The organism is Flavobacterium endoglycinae, from assembly GCF_017352115.1.
Classification (GTDB): Bacteria; Bacteroidota; Bacteroidia; order Flavobacteriales; family Flavobacteriaceae; genus Flavobacterium; species Flavobacterium endoglycinae.
On the sequence record NZ_CP071448.1, the window covers coordinates 1,302,786 to 1,322,500 of the forward strand.

The following is a 19,715-nucleotide window of genomic DNA, read 5'->3' on the forward strand; positions in this document are numbered from 1 at the left end:
AAAAACCTTTCAGGTTTCCTATTTGTTTCAACTACTCTTCTTATCCGAAAGGTTTTTTAACCCCTTTAGAGATGAATTCAAATCAAAACAATCGGTTGTGTAAAATTAGACAAAAAAACATATTATCCAAATTTAGTTTACTTTATTTGCTTTATTTTTAATTTCACAATCGATTGTAAATAAATTCATCAAAACTTAAACTATTTTAGTATTTATTCTTTAGTTTCTTTCAGTTTTAAAACGCTGTCGTAAGCCTTTTTATGTTTTAAATGGGCATCAAAAGGCAGCGGATAATTGGTTCTTCCTTTTATCGGCCAGTCGTTTAACCAAGATTGTCCGTCGTGAACGCCCCAAAAAGTAACTCTGCTGATTTTATCTTTGTGTTTCAAAAATAATTTAAAAATTGAAGCATAACGCTCTGCAAGTTTGTTTTGAATAGAGTCTGGTAATGCTTTTGGATACGGATTCATTTTTTCGCTTCCTTCAAATTTCTGATTTACGTCTGCTCCTTTTAAGTCCCACGGATTAGGCAATACGGTAATATCTAATTCTGTAAACGCTACTTTAATTCCTAAAGCTGAATATTCTAAAATACTTTTTTCAATTTCTTCTATCGACGGACTTCCCAATCTCCAATGCCCTTGAATCCCAACTCCGTCCACTTTTCCGCCTTCCGCTTTTATTTTTTTGATTAAAGCAATAGCTCCTGCTCTTTTAGCCGGTTCTTCGATATTATAATCGTTATAATACAATGCTGCTTTAGGATCTGCTTTGGCTGCCAATTTAAAAGCATCAACCAAATACTTTTCTCCAAGTGTTTTCAAAAAAACCGACTGTCTCAAAGTACCATCTTCGTTTAAAGCTTCATTTACCACATCCCAAGAACCAATTCGCCCTTTGTATTTGGAAACAACTGTAGTGATATGGTCCTGCATAAAAGCTTTCATTTCTGTACTATCAGCAATTTTCTCCATCCAAGGCGCCAATTGACTGTGCCAAATTAAAGTGTGTCCGTGAACAAACATTTTATTCTTTTCTCCATACGCCACAAATTTATCCGATAATGTAAAATCGTATTTGTCTTTCTGCGGATGAACATACATAGATTTCATAATATTCTCAGCCGTAATGGCGTTGAACTCTTTTCGAATCAGCGAATCTTCTTTCGGATTTTTTTCATTAATCTGATTTAGATCTAACGCAGTACCTATATAAAAATCTTTTTTAAAAGCATCTTTTAAAGTAAGTGGGTCTTTCTGCGATGTACAGCCTATAGTCAGCAGAGTCGTGACGGCAAATAAGCATGGTTTAATGAACTTCATATATTTTGGTTTAATAGTTATATAGTTTTGTTGTAGAATAAATTACAAATTCAATTTATAAGCAATTCCCATTTCCAAACCTCTTAGCTCCGCAAGACCTTTTAATCTTCCTGTTAAAGAATAGCCCGGATACGTTTCTGTTTTTTGGTCTACTTCGTGAAGAAAACCATGATCTGGACGCATTGGCAGACTTGTTTTGGTTTTATTCATTAGAATCAATAATTTTTCTACAATGCTTTCCATTTTAACATCACCGCTTAAATGCTCCGATTCTCTGAAAACAGTTTCGCTTTCGCGGATGGTATTTCTTAGATGTAAAAAATGAATTCGGTTTTCGTAATCGTCAATTATTTTTTCTAGATTATTTTTCGGATCAGCACTAAGTGAACCCGTGCAATAACACAATCCGTTGGCTGTTGACGGAACGGCGCTAAAAATCGCTTTCAAATCAGCTTCTGTCGATACGATTCTCGGAAGACCTAAAACAGAAAACGGAGGATCGTCTGGATGAATCGCTAATTTTTGCCCGTTTTGTTCTGCTATTGGCGTCACTTCCGCTAGAAAATAAATCAGGTTTTCTCTTAGCTTTTCATTATTGATATTAGCATAATTATCCAAAAGCGACAAAATCTGTTCTGCAGTAAAATTGATTTTACTTCCTGGCAATCCTAATAATACATTTTTAAACAATAACGCTTTTTCATCTTCAGATAATTGATCTCCAAAGCGTAAAGCTTTTTCTTTTTCGGCATCTGAATAATCATTTTCTGAATTCGGCCTTTTCAAAAGAAACACATCAAAATAAGTAAATGCATCCTGATTGTACAGCAAAGCTTTGCTTCCGTCATCGTTTATAAAAGTATGATCGGTTCTCACCCAATCCAGAATCGGCATAAAATTGTAAGTTATAATTTTGATGCCACAATCTGCCAAATTCTTTAAACTGATTTTATAATTTTCAATGTATTGAAGATAGTTGCCCGAGGCGCGTTTGATTTCTTCATGTACCGGAAGACTTTCGACAACCGTCCATTCTAAACCAGCGTTTCTGATTATTTCCTGTCTTTCCTGAATATCTTGAACCGACCAAATTTCACCAACTGGAATTTGATGCAAAGCCGTCACAATTCCTGCTGCTCCAGCTTGTTTTATATCGATCAATTTTACACTGTCCTGAGGTCCAAACCAACGCATGGTTTGCTGCATTTTTATCATACTTATTTTTTTTAATCTCGCAAAGACGCAGAGTCGCAAAGTTTTTGTTTCCCGCAGATTTTGCAGATTGAGCTGATTTTAATCTTTTTAATCCTTTAATCTGTGGCTTTAAAAAACCTTTGAACCTTTGAGCCTCTGCCCCTTAACAACTTTAAATTAAAACCCAATACTATTTCCGCCATCAACAGGCAATACTGTACCGGTTGTATATTTTGATTCGCTTAAAGCAAAATAATAAACGGCATCTGCAATGTCTGAAGGTTCTCCTAAGAATCCCATTGGTGTTCTTCCCAATACTTTATTTTTTCTTTCTGGGTCATTATCAAGTGCTGTCGATGACATTTTAGTTTTTATAAATCCAGGAGCAATACAATTTACACGAATTCCTGCTGGAGCCAATTCTACCGCCATAGCACGAGTCATCGCTTCGATAGCACCCTTACTTGACGAATACGCAATTACTTTTGGAATTCCGTATTGAGATGCCATTGAACTGATATTGATGATGCTTCCGCTTCCATTCGCTTTCATATTCTTAACTACTTCTCTGCTTACAGCAAAAACACTTAAAAGATTGGTGTGAATTATATTTAAGAAATCTTCATCTGTCACATCCAAAAATTCTTTTTTCATATTGATTCCAGCGTTGTTTACCAAAATATCAATCGAATTTTCTTTTGTGATGTTTTCAATCATCGCAGGAATTCCTTTTAAATCATTTAAATCGAAGATTACCGGAATGGCATTTTCTCCAATTTCCTTGCAGGCATCTTCTGTTTTTTCTTTTGATCTCCCGATGATGTAGGTTTTAATTCCGTTATCGCAAAGTTTTTTTGCTGTTGCAAAACCTAATCCCGAATTTCCTCCAGTTACAATTGCTGTTTTTTTACTCATAATTTTTAAAAATATTTATTTTGGACGCGGATGAAACGGATTCGCTATCGCAAAAACGCTGATTTACAAGGATTTTAAAAATCTTTTTTTCTAAAAAAATCCGTTTTTTTTCCGTGTCTTCGCGATAGCGAATCTGTGTCATCCGAGTTACATTCATTTAGTTAATCAATAATTTATTTATCCATTTCCCGGTGCAAATGGAAATTTTAACGATTTAAAATAATCTAAAGTCTGCGTTGGTTTTTCTACTCCCGCCGGAAGTTCTTTTCCAGAAAACTGCTGAAAGTATAAAAGACAGGCGTCACACCACCATTTTGCTTCTTTGTACTGAATTTCCAATAACATTTCCACTTCGTGAAAACGCTCGTTATCAATATATTTTTCTGCTTTCTTCCAGACATTCTGCATTGCCTCGACCTGATTTACACCTTCTTGGTATTTCAACGCCATACCGTTCCAAAGTGTCTCACCATTTTTCAGTTTATAATCCCATGAAACATGATGAAACCATAAAAGATCTTTTTCTGGACAGGTTTCTAAATTATCAAAAAGTTTCTCAACTTCAGGAGCATATTGCGCAGTTGCATTCGTTCCTGTTTTAGATCGGTCGAAACCAATTCCATTTTTGTCCGCTTTATGATAATACGTGGGATTCCATTCTGGTCGTGATAAATTAGAAACCCAAGGTCCTGGCCCGTAATGGTGGCCCGTATCCATAATATGATGCAATCCAAGCGGTGTCATATAATTTACAACTGCTTCCCGAGATTCGATCATGATATTTTTTACAGGTTGGATAAAATTGTCATCGTTCGAGAAAGTGCATCTTAACCATTCATCAGCAATTGTTTCCGAATCTAAATAAGGATTCCAAGCCAGTCTTCCGAAACCATACCAATTGGCTTGTGCAAAGGGATGTCCTGTCCAATTCAAATCGTTTCCAATATTGGCAACACCTGCAATTCCCGTTAGTTTATTTGGATACAAAGTTCCGTCAATAACTTTGGCAACAGTGGAACCTTTTCCTTTTTGATACGTGTCCGATTCTAAAACTTCCTGAAATAATTTAGGCAGGAAAACCAAATGCGTGCTGAAACCTAAATATTCTTGTGTAATCTGAAACTCCATCATTAAAGGCGTTTTTGGCATTGCACCAAATAAAGGATGGAAAGGTTCTCTTGGCTGAAAATCGATTGCTCCATTTTTTACCTGAACAATTACATTTTCTTTAAATTTTCCATCATAAGGCTGAAACTCTGCATACGCTTGTTTCGCGCGGTCATTGGCATCATGTTCTGAATACACAAACGCTCTCCACATAATTACACCGCCAAAAGGAGCAACAGCATCGGCAAGCATATTGGCTCCATCTACATGATCTCTTCCGTAATTTTGCGGACCTGGCTGGCCTTCTGAATTGGCCTTTACCAAAAATCCACCAAAATCAGGGATTCGTTTGTAAATTTCTGCTGCTTTATTTTTCCACCATTTGATAACTTCTACGTCTTTTGGATCAGCCGTTTTTAATTTTCCTATTTCGATGGGTGCCGAAAATCTAGCGGTTAAATAAACTTTTATTCCGTAAAGTCTAAAAACGTTGGCTAAAGCTTCTACTTTTTCTAAATATTGCGGCGTCAGAATTAAAGCATTGGCATTTACATTGGTCAAAACCGTTCCGTTAATTCCAATTGAAGCATTCGCTCTAGCGTAATCAATATAGCGCTGATCTATAAAATCTGGAAGTTTCTGCCAGTTCCAAAGCGAAAATCCAGCGTAGCCTCTTTCAACTGTTCGATCTAAATTATCCCAATGGTTTAAAATTCTAATATTGGTTTTTGGCGAATCGGCAATATTTAAATTTTGAGTGGATTTGTTGGTCTGTAAAATTCTCAGGAAATTAAAAACTCCGTATAAAACCGCAACGTCATTTTTTCCTGTAATAATTATTTGTTTTTTGCTTTTAAGAGAAATGGATTTAATAATAAAACCTTCTTCGTTTATTTTATCAAAATCCGATTTTAGTTCATTTTTAATTTCGCTGTTTAAAGCAGACTTCGAACCAATGATTAGATTATTTTCTCCTTTCAAATCTGATTTGATTTCTGGACTAATATCCAGCATATCCTGAAAACCTTTTTGAAGTTCTTTTTCAGCAATTTTGATCGTTTCTGAATTTCCTAGAACTACAATACCTTTAAGATTGTTTTTGTATTCGGCAGGCAATGCAGTATTTTTTACGGCATTATATTGAAGCCACAATTTATAATCCTTTTGTGCCGAAGCCGAAAGGGAAATCAAAAGAAAAAGGAAAACAAATCGTAATGAACTCATTTGGTATTAATTTATTTTTACAATCTCAAGTCTGAAAGAATCAAAATTTTACCTCCAATAAAATATATTTGATAAAATTTTAATTTAAAAAATACAGTATCTTAAATAAAACAACAATTGCAATCGGTTGCGTAAAAATATAGGATTGTTATTTAAGAAAAAAATTTTAGCTCTACTTTTTTCAAAAAAATAATTTATTTAACAAAGAAAGGCAGGATAATTTAAAAAACTATCCTGCCTATAGTGCGGTAAAATTCGAGTATTAAACCGTAAATTTCTGAATGCTTTTTTGCCAATCGAGTCAAATTACTTTTAACACATAGAAACATAGCTTTTGTAAACTTTTAAAAAGGCGTTTCACTAATTTCAATGCACATAGATGGCTATGTGTTAAAGCTTGCTTTTTCTATAATCTCAAACAATGGCAATAGAAATCTATGTTTCTATGTGTTAAAACTAATCTTTGTTCTATTTCAAACAACGGTTTAGTATTATCTTTTGTAATACGCTACAATACTCGCTTTTGCCAAAGTTTGGTTCCAAAGATTAAATCCTACTACCGCTGGATTTGTGTTCTCGTCTGTTCCCAATTTTTCCGTCTTTAAAGCGTAAACCGTGATAATGTATTGATGATATCCGTGACCAACTGGCGGACAAGGCCCTCCAAATCCTTTGATTCCGTAATCGGTAACACTTTGAATCGCTCCTTTTGGCACCAGATTTTTTGTTCCTGCATTGGTTACCAATTCATTTACATTTGCTGGAATATCGAATACAACCCAGTGCCAGAATCCGCTTCCTGTTGGTGCATCGGGATCGTACATGGTTACGGCAAAACTTTTGGTTCCTTCTGGAGCATTTTTCCAAGATAATTGCGGAGATTGGTTTTCGCCTGAACATCCAAATCCATTGAATTCTTGAACTTTAGTTGCTTCGCCTCCTAAATCTTTACTGGTTAAGGTAAATGTTTTTTGTGCAAAAATAGATGTCGAAAAAATCGCCGACATCGCCAAAATTAAACTTAGCTTTTTCATTTTATCTGATTTAAAATTTTAAGCAAAGTTAGATTTGAAAGAACTGAATAATTTTAGGCAAAGGCTCAAAAACTATCGCTAAAAGCTCAAATCGTTTTGTGATGTTTGGGGGGTACACCATATTTGATTTTATAGGCTTGACTAAAGCTTGAAAGGTTTTCGTAACCTGCTTCAAAATACACTTCGGAAGGACTTTTTTCCAAACTTAGCAAGTAATGTGCATGTTCGAGTCTTTTGTTTTGAAACCATTTCATAGGCGATTCCGAGTAATATTTTTCAAATTCTCTTTTAAAAGTCGAAACACTCATATTGCATAAAAATGCTAATTCTTTTAAAGTCAATTTGCTCAAATGACTGTTTTCGATGGTTCGAATGAATTTTTGGGCAGCGTCATCGCTGTTTATGATTAAAGCATAAAGAAAATCGGTACCGTATTTATCCGTGAGATACAGCATAATTTCTTCAAACTTAACTTCTAGTATTTTTGGCTGAACTGTTTTTGAAAGATTAGAAATATCTGCTAAACTATCTACAAAACGTTTTAAAAAATCGTCATAATCGAATGCATAAACTGATTTTGGCTCAATTGATTCTGATTTTTCAGATTCTATTTTTCTAATGAAATTGTGAAGCATTTCATTAGAAAAAAACAAAAGAACACTTTTATAAAGAGAAGTCTCAGAAACTCTTTTTTCTGTCATTAAACAATTTCCAGATCGCATTATAATAAACTTAGAAGGCGTTATTGACAAAGCTTCATTATCAAAAATGACTTCTTTTTTTCCTTCAATCAAAAAACTGATAATATTCTGATTTAGAATAATCTGTTGTTTCGAAACGTCTTTAGAACTGCTGTAATCCACAACATGTACCTGCTGTGATTTTTCTAAATTCATTTCGTCTGGAAGTGTAATTGTTTTCATAAAAAAATATCGGCTTACCAAAGGAATCGATAAGCCTTATTATTTAGAATGTTCTTGATTTTATTTTTGGGTAGATTCTCTTGCGAGCACTTCTGTGTTTAAAAAGGTAATTTCTTTGGCGTCATCATTTTTAGCCGATTTCAAGTTTTTTATAATAATTTCCGCTGCCGCTTTTCCCATTTTTTCTGCGGGATGCGTTATAGTCGACAAATTAGGGTCGATAATCTGCGAAATTGGGTCATTATTAAAACCAATCACTTTAAATTCTTCAGGAACTTTTATACCACGTTTTTTAGCGGTCTGCACCGCACTTACTGCTAGAATGTCTCCCGGAGCAAATAATCCATCTGGCATTGGTTTTAAATCAAATAAAGCGTTGCTGGCTTTTACACCATCTTCATAAGTAACTGAATTTAAATTGATAATGAGATTCTCATCTATATCAACATTATGATCTTTTAAGGCTTCGATATAACCTCTTTTTCTCTCACTGTATAAATTTCCCAATTCTGATCCTGCCGTAATGTGCGCAATACGAATACAGCCCTGTTCAATAAGGTGTTTGGTTGCTTTATAACCTGCTGAATAATTGTCGATTACTACTCTAAAAGTATTGTAATTTTTCGGAACCCTGTCGACAAAAACTAATGGAATATTATTGTTTGAGAATTGATGAAAATGAGCCGTATCACGAGTTTCCATTGCCAGCGAACAAATTACACCGCTTACACGGTTGCTGTACAAAGATTTCGCCATGTTTACTTCTTCTTCGTACGAGTCGTGTGACTGCATGATAATTACCGTATAATCAGATTTTTGAGCCGTTATTTCGATTCCGCTGATTAATGACGATAGAAAGGGCTGTGTAACGGTAGGAATCAAAACGCCAATGGTTCTGGTTTTGTTGCCACGCAAACCTGCGGCTAAAGTATTTGGGACAAATCCCATTTCTTCAGCGGTTTTTTTCACTTTCTTTATCGTTTTGTCACTAATGGTATGATGATCTTTTAAAGCTCGTGAAATGGTTGATGTTGCCAGATTAAGTCTTTCGGCAATATCGTAAATCGTTACATGTTTATTCTCTTCCATAAAACAACTAATAGAAGATGTAAATATAAACTATTTTCTTTCAAGATGGTCTTTTCGACAAGGGTATAAAAGTAAAATGCCTCTAATACCAAAAGTACAAGAGACATTTAAAAATGGTTTTCCGACACATTATTTCTTGATATCATTCTTTTTATCTTTTAGAATTTTACCGTCTTTGGTAAATTCTAAATCAATTTTATTGGTCAAATCTACATCGAGGTCTTTGTGTCCATAGTCGATATGCGTTATTTTTTCGTTGGGATGATTTTTGGCTACATAGGCTTTGATATTTTCTGGAATAAACGCGGTTGGAATTGGTTTGTCTCCACCGTCAACTTCACGATACGAGCCGTCTTTCCAGAATTCAACTTCTGTTCCGTCTTTTAATTTCACTTCAAAGCCTTTTTCTCCGTGTTCAGCATCTTTTTTAGCGATTTCTACCGTGGTGTGACTAAAGTGTTTTTTCAGAAATTCCTGTGCTGGTTTTGGCAGTTCAGTTACTTCAATTTTCTTCTGTGCGCTGGCCGATATGGTTATGGATAACCATGCAATGGCTAAAAATATTTTCGTTTTCATAATTTGATATTTTAAGTATAGTCTCACTAATTTACTGTAAGAAAATTTACATTCAAATCAATTTAAGAAAGATTTAATCTTTTTTAAATTCATAATCAATTGATTAACAAACGATTTAAAATCATTATTATATCACAACTTCACTTAAAAAATTTATTTTTCGAAAGATTTTTTTCAATTGATTTGTAGTACTTTTACCTTCTGGCCAATAATAAATTGACTATTTAAATCCCAAGTTTACAAGACTTTAAAATTATTCTAATTCTTATTTAGAGTACAAACCAAAAACGTATGATAATCTGGTCAAGAAGATTTTATGTATTGATCTTCATCTTTTTATCGTTCAGTCTGCAAGCACAGATTGAAAATAAAAAGAGGACTTTTGTTGTCAAAAAAACTTCCATAAAACAGGATCCTAAAATTCTGGCTCTTTATGAATTATACAATAAAGGAGATGAAAAAAAGGTTTATAAAAAGGCTCATTTTCTTTTAAAATCGAAAGCTGATAACCGCGTTATTGCTAGTACAAATTTGCTTCTGGCGTATTATTTCAATAAAAGGGCGGTAATCGATTCTTCAATTTACTACACCAATCAGGCTTTGAAGTACAATACGGTTGTAAATGATTCTTTAAAAAGCCGACTTTTTTCTCTAGGATATAATCTTCTGGCGATTAATTACAAAAAAAGAGGTCTTTTAAACGAAAGTAAAAAATGGCATCTTAAAGGTATCGAGGCTTCTCAAAAATACAATGAAAAGAATCTTTTTTACACGCATACTCATGGTTTGGCGCAGACGTATACGGAATTGGGCGATTATCAAAATGCTTTACGGTTGTTTAAACAGTGTTTGGAGTATAATGATGATCCTGAAATAATTCTGGGAAGCTACATCAATATTGGTGATATTTATTCGAGGCTGAAAGATTATGACAATGCGAATATCTTTTTCAAAAAAGGAAAAACGCTGTGCGAGAAAACGAATAATTATCAGGCAAAAGTTATTATTCTCCTAGGATTAGGTGAAAATTATCAATTACAAAACAAGTATCAAGAGGCTTTAAAAATGTTTCAGGAAGCGCTTGTCATTGCCGATAAAAATGAATTGAATCAATTGGCAGTGGTTTCAAGAAGTAATATTGGAGATTGTTATATTTCATTGAAAAAATATAATGAAGCAAGATTGATCTTTTCGGAAGCGCTTCAGAAATCGGTACATTTTGGGTTGCTGCAAAACCAAACGCATATTTATGATGAATTGCGAAAAATTGCGATTCAACAGGATGATTTTAAAAGTGCGTATTCGTTTTTTGAAAAGTCAACTCGTCTAAAAGATTCCATTTCTAAACTGGAAAGGATTAAGGAAATCAATGAATTGGAAGTCAAATATAAAACGGCTCAGAAACAAAAGGAAATCGAGTCTTTGACATTTGAAAATGAGGCTAAAAAATTAACTCTGGCGAATCAGGAAGAGGCAATTAAAAACATGCTTCTGCAGGAGGAAATTTCGAAGAAAAACAATGAAAATACGATTCTGGCGTATCAAAATTCTTCGAATAAAAAACGAAATGAGATTTCCCTATTAAAGAAAGATCAGCAATTGAAGGCTTTAGAAATTAATCAGGAGAAGAAAATCAGATTGTTTACCATTATCGCTTTTTTGATATTACTGGTTCCTATAATAGGTCTTTTGTTTCAGTATTATAAACGTTTTAAGGTTCAGCATTTACTGAATATTAAACAGGCAGAAATCAGTTCGCAAAAAATAAATGGCATTTTAAAAGAGCAGGAATTGGAGTTAATCAAGGCTTCAATAAGCGGACAGGACATGGAAAGGCAGCGTATTTCGCAGGAACTTCATGACAGCATTGGCGGCAATCTGGCCGCTATCAAATTGCAGGTGAATCATTTAAATTCGTCTAATTTTTCAAATATTCAGAAAATCAGTCAGCAATTGGATGAAACATATCAGCAGGTTCGAAATTTATCGCATACGCTTCTTCCGAAGAAGTTCAGCCAGAATAAATTTTTAGAGGTTTTAGAATCGTATTTGAAAAATATCAGCAGTGCGAGTAAAATCAAGATTACGCATATTCCTTATCCAAAGAAAGAGATTAATGAGCTTGATGAAAATATTCAGATTGAAATTTTTAAAATGATTCAGGAACTTTTAACCAACACGATTAAACATGCTAAGGCTTCTGAAGTGGAAATTCAGCTGAATTATATCGAGAATAGTTTAAATCTTTTATTTGAGGATAACGGAATTGGTTTTGAAACCGAAAATTATACAAAAGGTATTGGTTTTATTAATCTGGAAAACCGAATCAGCAAATTAAATGGTTCGTTTGAAATGGATTCTAAATTGAAGCGAGGCAGTATTTTTAATATCGAAATTCCTGTTTCACAGCCAAAATCAAAAACTAAAATAAAAGGCATTGATTTGAAAAATCAGCTTGATGAATTGAAAAGCAACTAATATATTTGTTGAATGAACAGAATTAACCTACTTATAGCGGACGATCATACGATGTTTCTTCAGGGAATTATTTCTTTGCTGGAACAGGAACCGAATATTACTGTTGTAGATAAAGCTGTAAACGGAATTGAGGCTCTGGAAATCATTAAAAAAGGTGTTGTTGATTTTATTATTCTTGATATCAGCATGCCAGAAATGGATGGAATTGAATTGAGTAAGATTCTTAAAAAACAACATCCTGATGTGAAAATCTTAATTGTAAGTACACACAGTAATGTGATGATTGTTTCGAGATTGATTCGGATTGGTGTAAATGGTTATTTATTGAAAAATGCTGCAAAAGAGGAACTTTTAAAAGCTATCAATACGATTGCTCAAGGAGAAAATTATTTTGCAGAAGAATTAGAAGAAAAATATCTTACGAATAGTTCCAGAATTGAAAAACAGGTTTCTAACTTGACAGAATTAAGTTCGAGAGAAAAAGAAATTTTGGTTTTGATTGCACAGGAATACAATACAGCAGAAATCGCCGAAAAGACTTTTATAAGTTTGAATACTGTAAATACGCACCGCCGTAATTTATTATCCAAACTGAATGCAAAAAATACGGCGGGTCTTGTAAAATACGCGGTCGAAAATGGTTTAGTAGATTAATTAAAATCCTTTTCCGGCTCGGTAATTTAAAACTAATCCAAAAGTATCCGGAATCACCACATTATCAATTGATTTATTGTAAGTGCAGATGACTCTGAAATTATCTGAAAGGTGAAATCCCGCTAATAAGTTTAGTGTTTTTGAAGTTCGATACCCTCCGCCAAATTCTACTTTATTTTTATAATTGATTAAAAGATTCAAATCGGCTTGAAACGGTGCTCCTTCTACGTATTTAAACAATAGGCTTGGATTTATCAAAACCTCTTCGAATCGATTGGTAAAGAATTTATATCCGAAATAGCTGTAATACACGTTTTTTAAATTGGTATTATTACTTGAATTGAAAGCTGAGTTTAATAAATTAGGTGATGATAATCCAAAATAAATTTGGTCACGGTTGTATAAAAATCCAACCCCAAAAGTTGGTGTAAAGCTGTTTACATTTTCTTGAAATTTCGGATCATTTTCTATTCCTAGTTGAGTCAGATTTTCGTTGTAAATCATAGCTCCGGCAGTCACTCCAAATGAAATAATGTTAGGATCATAAGCCCACCATTTTCCATACTTATAATCAGAATCGTAATAAATTTTATAGGAGTATGAAGTGAAAAAATTGGTTGTGTTGGTTACACCAATTTGGTCATGTGATATTCCTGCTGCGAGACCAATCTTTTCTCCCCATGTTAATTTATTTACAGAAAGATCAAAATTTTTCGGACTTCCTTCAACTGAATTAAAATATCCGTTAGTGGTCATGGCAAGATCTAAATCCGAATAATATCCTGCATGAGCTGGGTTTATTAAAACGGTATTGTAATTATAACTTGAAAAAACGGGTGTCTGTTGTGCATAAGCTCTTTCTAAAAAAATGATTATGATGAATAAAACTAAAATTATATTGATTTTACTTTTCATGAATTAACGTTTTAAAACAAGATATCCCTTGAGTTTTTTTAAGTGATTTGGCTGATTGATGCGGATTTCAAAGAAATAGGTTCCTTCTGGCAATTGATTGGCTCCGAGATTTCGGCTTTTATTGGCAATTCCGCTGAAAACATTCGTTGCGTTATTGTATCCTTTTGTTTGATATACTAAATCGCCCCAACGGCTGTAAATTAAAACTTCATTTTCTGGATAATCAGTTATTCCGTCAATTTCCCAGAAATCGTTTATTCCGTCATTGTTAGGAGAAAAACCGTATTTGGTTTCGTCTTTTTGTACTGGAATCACAGTTATGGTTATTGAATCTTCTGTCTGGCAACCGTCTTTATTGGTAAAAACTACAGTATAAGTTGTGGTTTCAGATGGCGTTGCAATTGGATTTCCAACTTTATTATTGTTTAGTCCTGTTGCTGGCGACCATGAAAAATTTCCATTTTCTAAAGCTACAGCCTGCAGTTTTACGAATTGTCCTTCGTTAATTTCTACATCCTCACCTGCATAAACAAAAATGGGATAAGTAAACAATTGAAAAGAGCATTCGCTATTGTTATTATATTTATCCGAAACTTTAATATAAATCGTCATTCCTTCTACAAATGGGGCTCCTGATGCAGGAGTTTGCACAATTACAGGATTTGGATCTGTATTATCGGTAACAGAAATTATTTTGGTATAATCAGGAACTATACTTACACTACAGTCAAACATTTGATCTGCCAGACAAGTAAATACAGGCGGTTCGTTATCTTGAATAACATTAATTTTAAATGTACACGAAGAAATGTTTCCGCTGTTATCAGATACATTTATTGTAATACTCATTTCGTCAGTAACATTTGTTCCTGCGACTGGCAGCTGCGTTATGATTAAATTTGAGTCGCAATTATCTGTTGCTGTAATCATTGAACGATAGTCTGGAAGTGTTTCTCCTAAATTTAAATTCTGATCTGCAATACAAATAATTACTGGTTTTGTAACATCTGCAGAGGCGTTAATTTTGAAACTACAGTATGATTCATTCTTAGAAACATCTTGGGCTGTCATAGTAATAATCATTCCGTCAGTAAAAACACTTCCCGCAGGCGGATTCTGTGTAATTATTGGTGAAGCATCACAATTATCTGTTGCAGTAACTAAAGGTGTATAATCTGGCACTATACTCCCACATGATAATGTTTGATCTCCAATACAGGTAATTACAGGCGCAGTCACATCTGCGGAAGCGTTAATTTTAAAACTGCAATAGGATTGATTATTCGAGAGATCTTCAGCGGTAATCGTAACTGTCATCTCTGCTGTAAATACAGTTCCCGCAGGCGGATTCTGTGTGAGTAATGGAGATGAATCGCAGTTATCTATTACTGAAACTAAGGTTGTATAATCTGGAATTGTACTACCACACGACAAGGTTTGATCTGCTATACAAGTAATTACAGGCTTCGTTAGATCTGCAGAAGTATTGACTTTAAAACTGCAGTATGATTGATTATTTGACGCATCTTTTGCTGTAATAGTGATAGTCATTCCGTTGATAAAAGCACTTCCTGCAACTGGATTTTGACTTAAAATAGGAGCAACATCCATATTATCAGTAACTGTTATCAAACTCAAATAATCTGGCACTGCACTGCCACATGTTAATTGCTGATCCGCAAGACAGGTGATTACAGGAGCTTCGACGTCAGTATTATCTGAAATTTTGAAAATACACGTTGAGAAATTACCACTTTTATCTGTAACTGTTATTGTAACATCTTTACTAAGTCCATCAAATACTGTCAACGGTGCCGGCAGCTGTGTTACGGTTGGACTTGAATCGCAATTATCTGTAACCGTGATAGTATTTCTATAATCAGGAATAGGAAACCCAGTTAACACTATTTCATTTTGCGGACAATTTGTAATAATTGGTTTTTCTGTATCAAGAGTATTTTTACCAAAAACCACAAAAGATCTTCCAGGATTATAATTTACTTTTAGATTCATAAATCCGCCATCATAAGGATTTCCGATTATGAGATCACTTATTCCATCATGATTTACATCTCCTGCATAACTTGCGCTATAATCATAAAGAAAATCAGATTCGATTCTAAAATGTTTATCCGATATGTTTGCTGTTGAATTCCATATTTTCTTTCCGTATAAAACATAAGTTGTACCGGGAGTATGTATAAAATAATCATCGATATTGTCATCATTAAAATCTCCTGCATAACCAAAAGAGTTTGAACTGCCTAAGCCATTTATCATAAACCCATTAGTTCCGTCAAGATTATTTAAATCTACCTTTGCAGGAAAAGAAGTTTTTCCGAACAAAATATATTGTCCTGTTATGGCAATATCATTTATACCGTCATCATTTAAATCTCCTGCTTTTGCAACACCATTGTAGGAATCCAAAGGCATAACAGAATTTTCTACTATAAATCCGTTTGTTCCATTTAAAGCAGAAATATTAAAGTTGGAAGGAAAATTGGAAGACTGTCCAAAAATTACATATTTACGATTCTGTCCCGTACCATTATAACTCCCTAAGGCAAAATCTGAAATCCCGTCTCCATTTACATCTCCTAATCCTGCTACAGATTCACCGATTTTTCCAATAGAAGCATTTCCTTCAATGGTAAAACCATTTGTTCCATTAAGTTCAAAAGTTCTCAATATGGCAGGAAAACCAGATGTTTTACCATACACGATAAAGCATTTCCCTTCGCCAGCTCCAGAACCGGAGGTAATAATTGCAATATCCTGAAAACCATCACCATTGATATCTCCAATCGTATCAATACTCGCTCCCGCGACTCCAAAATTCTCATTACCTATAAAAGTAAAACCATTGGATCCGTCTAAAGATGATATTTTAAATTCAGCAGGAAAACCATTATTTTTCCCAAAAATTACATATGTATGCCCCGCTTCTGGTCCGTAAGAAGAATGTCTGTAAGGATCACTTAACATAAAGTCTCCTATTCCGTCGCCATTGATATCACCTGCACTACTTACATCATAACCTGTTAGTGGAAAATTTGAAGATGGAATATCATTTCTAATTACAAAACCATTTGTTCCGTCTAATAATCCTAAATCTACATTAGGAGAAAATCCCGAGGCTTTTCCAAATACAACATAGGCAGCACCCGGAATAATTTTATAAATCATTGAAGGTCCATACCATGGACTATAACTTCCCGGGGCACCTATTATTAAATCGGTTATTCCATCTCCATTAATATCACCGGCTGTATTGACACTGAATCCAGCTTCACGGGTTAAAATTTCACAATATATGGAGAATCCATTAGCTCCATATAAATTATTAACATTAATAGAAGCCGACTTACAATCAATATCTTCTTTAAAAGTTTTTAGTTTGACTAAAAAAGTACAGGAATTCATATTTCCAGATCCATCTTTAACCGTGATAGTAACATTGGTATCTTCTGTAAAAAGTGTTCCCTGAGGTGGTGTTTGTGTAAAAACTAAATCAAAATTATCAGTAGTATCATCACTTACAGCTGGTAGAAAAGATACATAATTAGGCAGAGTTGAATTTGCATAAAGCTCCATTACAGACGGACAAGTAATTGCAGGAGGAAGATTTCCTTCTAAAACATTTATATAAAAACTACAAGATGTTGTATTTCCCGAAACATCTTTAGCAGTTAAAACCACATTTACTGGTGCTGTAAATGTAGTTCCTGCTGGAGGAGTTTGTGTTATAACTGGATTTGGGTCGCAATTATCCGTTACTGATAATAAGCCTGCATAGTTAGGAATAACATCTCCAATTGCCAAAGTCTGATTATCCGGACAGTTGGTTATTATAGGTTTCGTACTGTCAGTTGCTGCATTTACAATAAAACTGCAGGCTGAAGCATTATTAGAAACATCTTTAACAGTCAAAATTACTGTCATTCCAGGAGTAAAAATACTCCCTGGAATAGGGTTTTGAGAAACTGTTAAATTGCCCAGACAATTATCATATCCCGTAACTAAAGTTCTATAATCTGCTAAAAAAGATCCGCAATTTTGAATTTGATTCCCCGGACACGTTAAAGTTGGCGGAATATTATCAGGATTTGCCTGTGTAGCATTAAAATTACAAAATGAAGAATTCCCCGACGGATCTGTATATTTTATCTGAACAGGAATTCCATTATAGAAAGGAGTTCCTGGAGCTGGTGTCATTTCCCAAGAAATCGAGATACTGCAATCATCTTCTAAATTCATCATGGGATTAGTCGCGTAGTTAGGCAATACGTCTCCACAATTTAAAGTAATATTCGTAGGACAGGTAAATGTAGGGGGCGTAACATCTGGAGTCAGCGCTGTAATAATTATTGAACAGCTGCTTTCATTCCCTGTTTCATCTTTAGCAGTAAAAACAATAGTCATACCGTCATAAAACTTAGTACCACCTGTGGATTGCGTTAGATAAATATCTCCTCCTGAATCATCACTAACAATTAACTCGTTCAAATAATCAGGTACTAAACTTCCGCATGGAAGTTGTTTATTTGAAGGACAAATCAATAAGGGAGGTTGTATATCTGCTGATTTTTTTAATCCCTTAGAAGTTTTACGAAATGTATTTATAAGAGACTTAACAATAGGTTTTTCTTTTTCCGTATAAATTATTCCCTTTTCTTTTGATTCCTTTAAACCAGTTTCAGAAATAATAAATTTCATCTCTTGGCTATAACAAGTAAACATTCCCATAAAAAGAAAAAAAAGGATAAATCTATTTATTAATCCCTCAAATGTTTCTTTGAAATTCTTCATTAAACTATATATTTTAAACTCATAATAAATGACAAAAATATATTGGATAAAAACCCTACACATCACTATAAATAATGATTTTAATGGGATGAAAAAATAAAATTTAGGTTATATATTCATTGGAAAGATGAAATGATTATCATTAAAAAATAATTTGTAATTTAGTTTAAAACCTTAATTATAAACTAAATGAGATCTATTATTGCTTCTACAATACTTTTGCTTACAGTTTCATGTAAAAACGAAAATCAAACATCCTCACTTTCAAATTATTTTACCTACAATCAAGATATAGTTGAAACTGCGGGAGTAAAAATGATTCCGATAAAAACTCCCGTGGGAGAATTTAAAGTATGGACAAAACGATTTGGAAATAATCCGAAAATAAAAGTCTTGTTATTACACGGAGGTCCAGCCATGACTCACGAATATATGGAGTGTTTTGAAACATTTTTTCAGCGCGAAGGATTTGAATTTTACGAATATGACCAACTTGGATCTTATTACAGCGATCAACCAAAAAACAGCAGTTTATGGACAACTGAAAGATTTGTAGAAGAAGTAGAACAAGTTCGAAAAGCTATTAATGCAGATAAAAATAATTTTTATGTATTAGGAAATTCGTGGGGAGGAATCTTAGCAATGGAATATGCTTTAAAATATCAACAAAATATGAAAGGCTTATTGGTATCAAATATGATGGCAAGTGCTCCTGAATATGGGAAATATGCAGATGAGGTTTTAGCTAAACAAATGAAACCAGAAATTTTAGCCGAAATAAGAGCTTTAGAAGCCAAAAAAGACTTCAATAATCCAAGATACATGGAACTATTACTTCCAAATTTCTATAAAGAACATTTATGCCGATTAAAAGAATGGCCAGATGGGCTAAATCGTGCCAGTAAACATGTTAACGGAGAAATTTACACCTTAATGCAAGGTCCAAGTGAATTTGGAATAAGCGGAAGATTGGCTAAATGGGACATCAAAAACAGATTGCATGAAATTACGATTCCAACCTTAATGATTGGCGCAAAATATGATACCATGGATCCTAAAGCAATGGAAGAACAAAGTAAATTAGTTAAAAAAGGACGCTATTTATATTGTCCGAATGGAAGTCATTTAGCAATGTGGGACGATCAAAAAGTTTTCATGAATGGGGTAATTCAATTTATAAATGATGTTAATTTAGAAAAAGTACAATAACAAAAAAAAATAAACACCTAGTCATCAATACACTAAAAATACCTATATTAATTTCAGACAGATTTCATAAGCTGATTAAAAAAGAAACAAGAAGTCCGCATAAGATATAATCTTAGCGGACTTATTTTTTATTTAGATTCAAGGTTTGAATTTTCCAATCATTATGTAAAAACGAAAAAACCCTGTCCGGTATGGACAGGGTTTTACAAAAGAAAGGCGGCGACATACTCTCCCACAATATGCAGTACCATCTGCGCAGGCGG

At 33.9% G+C, this 19,715-nt stretch carries 13 protein-coding genes and 1 rRNA gene (1 of these 14 only partly in view); 3 read left to right on the plus strand and 11 right to left on the minus strand.

Annotated elements, in window-relative coordinates; all coding sequences use genetic code 11:
* Positions 1-212: 212 nt before the first annotated feature.
* The 8 genes from J0383_RS05545 to J0383_RS05580 all read right to left on the minus strand — a co-directional run bounded on the left by J0383_RS05545 (position 213) and on the right by J0383_RS05580 (position 9,384).
* On the minus strand, positions 213-1,322 hold the full coding sequence (locus J0383_RS05545; protein WP_207297452.1) for an endo-1,4-beta-xylanase: 1,110 nt from the start codon (positions 1,320-1,322) through the stop codon (positions 213-215).
* Between the two features lie 42 nt (positions 1,323-1,364).
* The gene (gene uxuA, locus J0383_RS05550; RefSeq protein ID WP_207298655.1) at positions 1,365-2,528 is read right to left on the minus strand and encodes a mannonate dehydratase; all 1,164 of its coding nucleotides are present in this window, start codon (positions 2,526-2,528) and stop codon (positions 1,365-1,367) included.
* Positions 2,529-2,693: 165 nt separating this feature from the next.
* Positions 2,694-3,431, minus strand: a complete 738-nt coding sequence (locus tag J0383_RS05555) for an SDR family NAD(P)-dependent oxidoreductase (protein WP_207297453.1) — start codon at positions 3,429-3,431, stop codon at positions 2,694-2,696.
* Positions 3,432-3,608: 177 nt separating this feature from the next.
* Entirely contained in the window at positions 3,609-5,762 is a 2,154-nt protein-coding gene (locus J0383_RS05560; protein ID WP_207297454.1) for an alpha-glucuronidase family glycosyl hydrolase, read from the minus strand.
* Between the two features lie 491 nt (positions 5,763-6,253).
* Positions 6,254-6,796: a YbhB/YbcL family Raf kinase inhibitor-like protein gene (locus J0383_RS05565; protein WP_207297455.1), complete on the minus strand. Its 543-nt coding sequence runs from the start codon at positions 6,794-6,796 to the stop codon at positions 6,254-6,256.
* 86 nt (positions 6,797-6,882) lie between these two features.
* The gene (locus J0383_RS05570) at positions 6,883-7,719 is read right to left on the minus strand and encodes a helix-turn-helix domain-containing protein (RefSeq protein ID WP_207297456.1); all 837 of its coding nucleotides are present in this window, start codon (positions 7,717-7,719) and stop codon (positions 6,883-6,885) included.
* 60 nt (positions 7,720-7,779) lie between these two features.
* Entirely contained in the window at positions 7,780-8,808 is a 1,029-nt protein-coding gene (locus J0383_RS05575) for a LacI family DNA-binding transcriptional regulator (RefSeq protein WP_207297457.1), read from the minus strand.
* 129 nt (positions 8,809-8,937) lie between these two features.
* On the minus strand, positions 8,938-9,384 hold the full coding sequence (locus J0383_RS05580) for a PepSY-like domain-containing protein (RefSeq protein WP_207297458.1): 447 nt from the start codon (positions 9,382-9,384) through the stop codon (positions 8,938-8,940).
* A 291-nt stretch (positions 9,385-9,675) separates the two neighbouring features.
* Between J0383_RS05580 and J0383_RS05585 the strand changes: the two genes are divergently transcribed.
* Positions 9,676-11,862 (plus strand): tetratricopeptide repeat-containing sensor histidine kinase, encoded by a 2,187-nt coding sequence (locus J0383_RS05585; RefSeq protein WP_207297459.1) that lies wholly within the window; start codon positions 9,676-9,678, stop codon positions 11,860-11,862.
* Between the two features lie 12 nt (positions 11,863-11,874).
* Positions 11,875-12,516 (plus strand): response regulator, encoded by a 642-nt coding sequence (locus J0383_RS05590; RefSeq protein WP_207297460.1) that lies wholly within the window; start codon positions 11,875-11,877, stop codon positions 12,514-12,516.
* Here the strand turns inward: J0383_RS05590 and J0383_RS05595 are convergent, their stop codons facing one another.
* Entirely contained in the window at positions 12,517-13,431 is a 915-nt protein-coding gene (locus J0383_RS05595; protein ID WP_207297461.1) for a PorP/SprF family type IX secretion system membrane protein, read from the minus strand.
* A gap of 3 nt (positions 13,432-13,434) precedes the next feature.
* Entirely contained in the window at positions 13,435-18,150 is a 4,716-nt protein-coding gene (locus J0383_RS05600; protein WP_239023247.1) for an HYR domain-containing protein, read from the minus strand.
* Between the two features lie 282 nt (positions 18,151-18,432).
* Between J0383_RS05600 and J0383_RS05605 the strand changes: the two genes are divergently transcribed.
* Positions 18,433-19,452 carry a proline-specific peptidase family protein gene (locus tag J0383_RS05605; protein WP_207297462.1) on the plus strand — a complete coding sequence of 340 codons (1,020 nt, stop codon included), beginning with the start codon at positions 18,433-18,435 and terminating at the stop codon, positions 19,450-19,452.
* 211 nt (positions 19,453-19,663) lie between these two features.
* On the opposite strand, the gene rrf is transcribed toward J0383_RS05605, so the two are convergent.
* Positions 19,664-19,715 (minus strand): 5S ribosomal RNA (rrf, locus tag J0383_RS05610) (it continues 57 nt past the right edge of the window).

Excerpts from the sequence above, each read along its gene's own strand:
- J0383_RS05545 (WP_207297452.1), bottom strand. The coding sequence starts at position 1,322 with ATGAAGTTCATTAAACCATGCTTATTTGCCGTCACGACTCTGCTGACT.
- J0383_RS05555 (WP_207297453.1), bottom strand. The coding sequence starts at position 3,431 with ATGAGTAAAAAAACAGCAATTGTAACTGGAGGAAATTCGGGATTAGGT.
- J0383_RS05605 (WP_207297462.1), top strand. The coding sequence starts at position 18,433 with ATGAGATCTATTATTGCTTCTACAATACTTTTGCTTACAGTTTCATGT.
- J0383_RS05590 (WP_207297460.1), top strand. The coding sequence starts at position 11,875 with ATGAACAGAATTAACCTACTTATAGCGGACGATCATACGATGTTTCTT.
- J0383_RS05565 (WP_207297455.1), bottom strand. The coding sequence starts at position 6,796 with ATGAAAAAGCTAAGTTTAATTTTGGCGATGTCGGCGATTTTTTCGACA.
- J0383_RS05575 (WP_207297457.1), bottom strand. The coding sequence starts at position 8,808 with ATGGAAGAGAATAAACATGTAACGATTTACGATATTGCCGAAAGACTT.
- J0383_RS05580 (WP_207297458.1), bottom strand. The coding sequence starts at position 9,384 with ATGAAAACGAAAATATTTTTAGCCATTGCATGGTTATCCATAACCATA.
- J0383_RS05570 (WP_207297456.1), bottom strand. The coding sequence starts at position 7,719 with ATGAAAACAATTACACTTCCAGACGAAATGAATTTAGAAAAATCACAG.
- J0383_RS05600 (WP_239023247.1), bottom strand. The coding sequence starts at position 18,150 with ATGAAATTTATTATTTCTGAAACTGGTTTAAAGGAATCAAAAGAAAAG.
- J0383_RS05595 (WP_207297461.1), bottom strand. The coding sequence starts at position 13,431 with ATGAAAAGTAAAATCAATATAATTTTAGTTTTATTCATCATAATCATT.
- uxuA (WP_207298655.1), bottom strand. The coding sequence starts at position 2,528 with ATGCAGCAAACCATGCGTTGGTTTGGACCTCAGGACAGTGTAAAATTG.
- J0383_RS05560 (WP_207297454.1), bottom strand. The coding sequence starts at position 5,762 with ATGAGTTCATTACGATTTGTTTTCCTTTTTCTTTTGATTTCCCTTTCG.
- J0383_RS05585 (WP_207297459.1), top strand. The coding sequence starts at position 9,676 with ATGATAATCTGGTCAAGAAGATTTTATGTATTGATCTTCATCTTTTTA.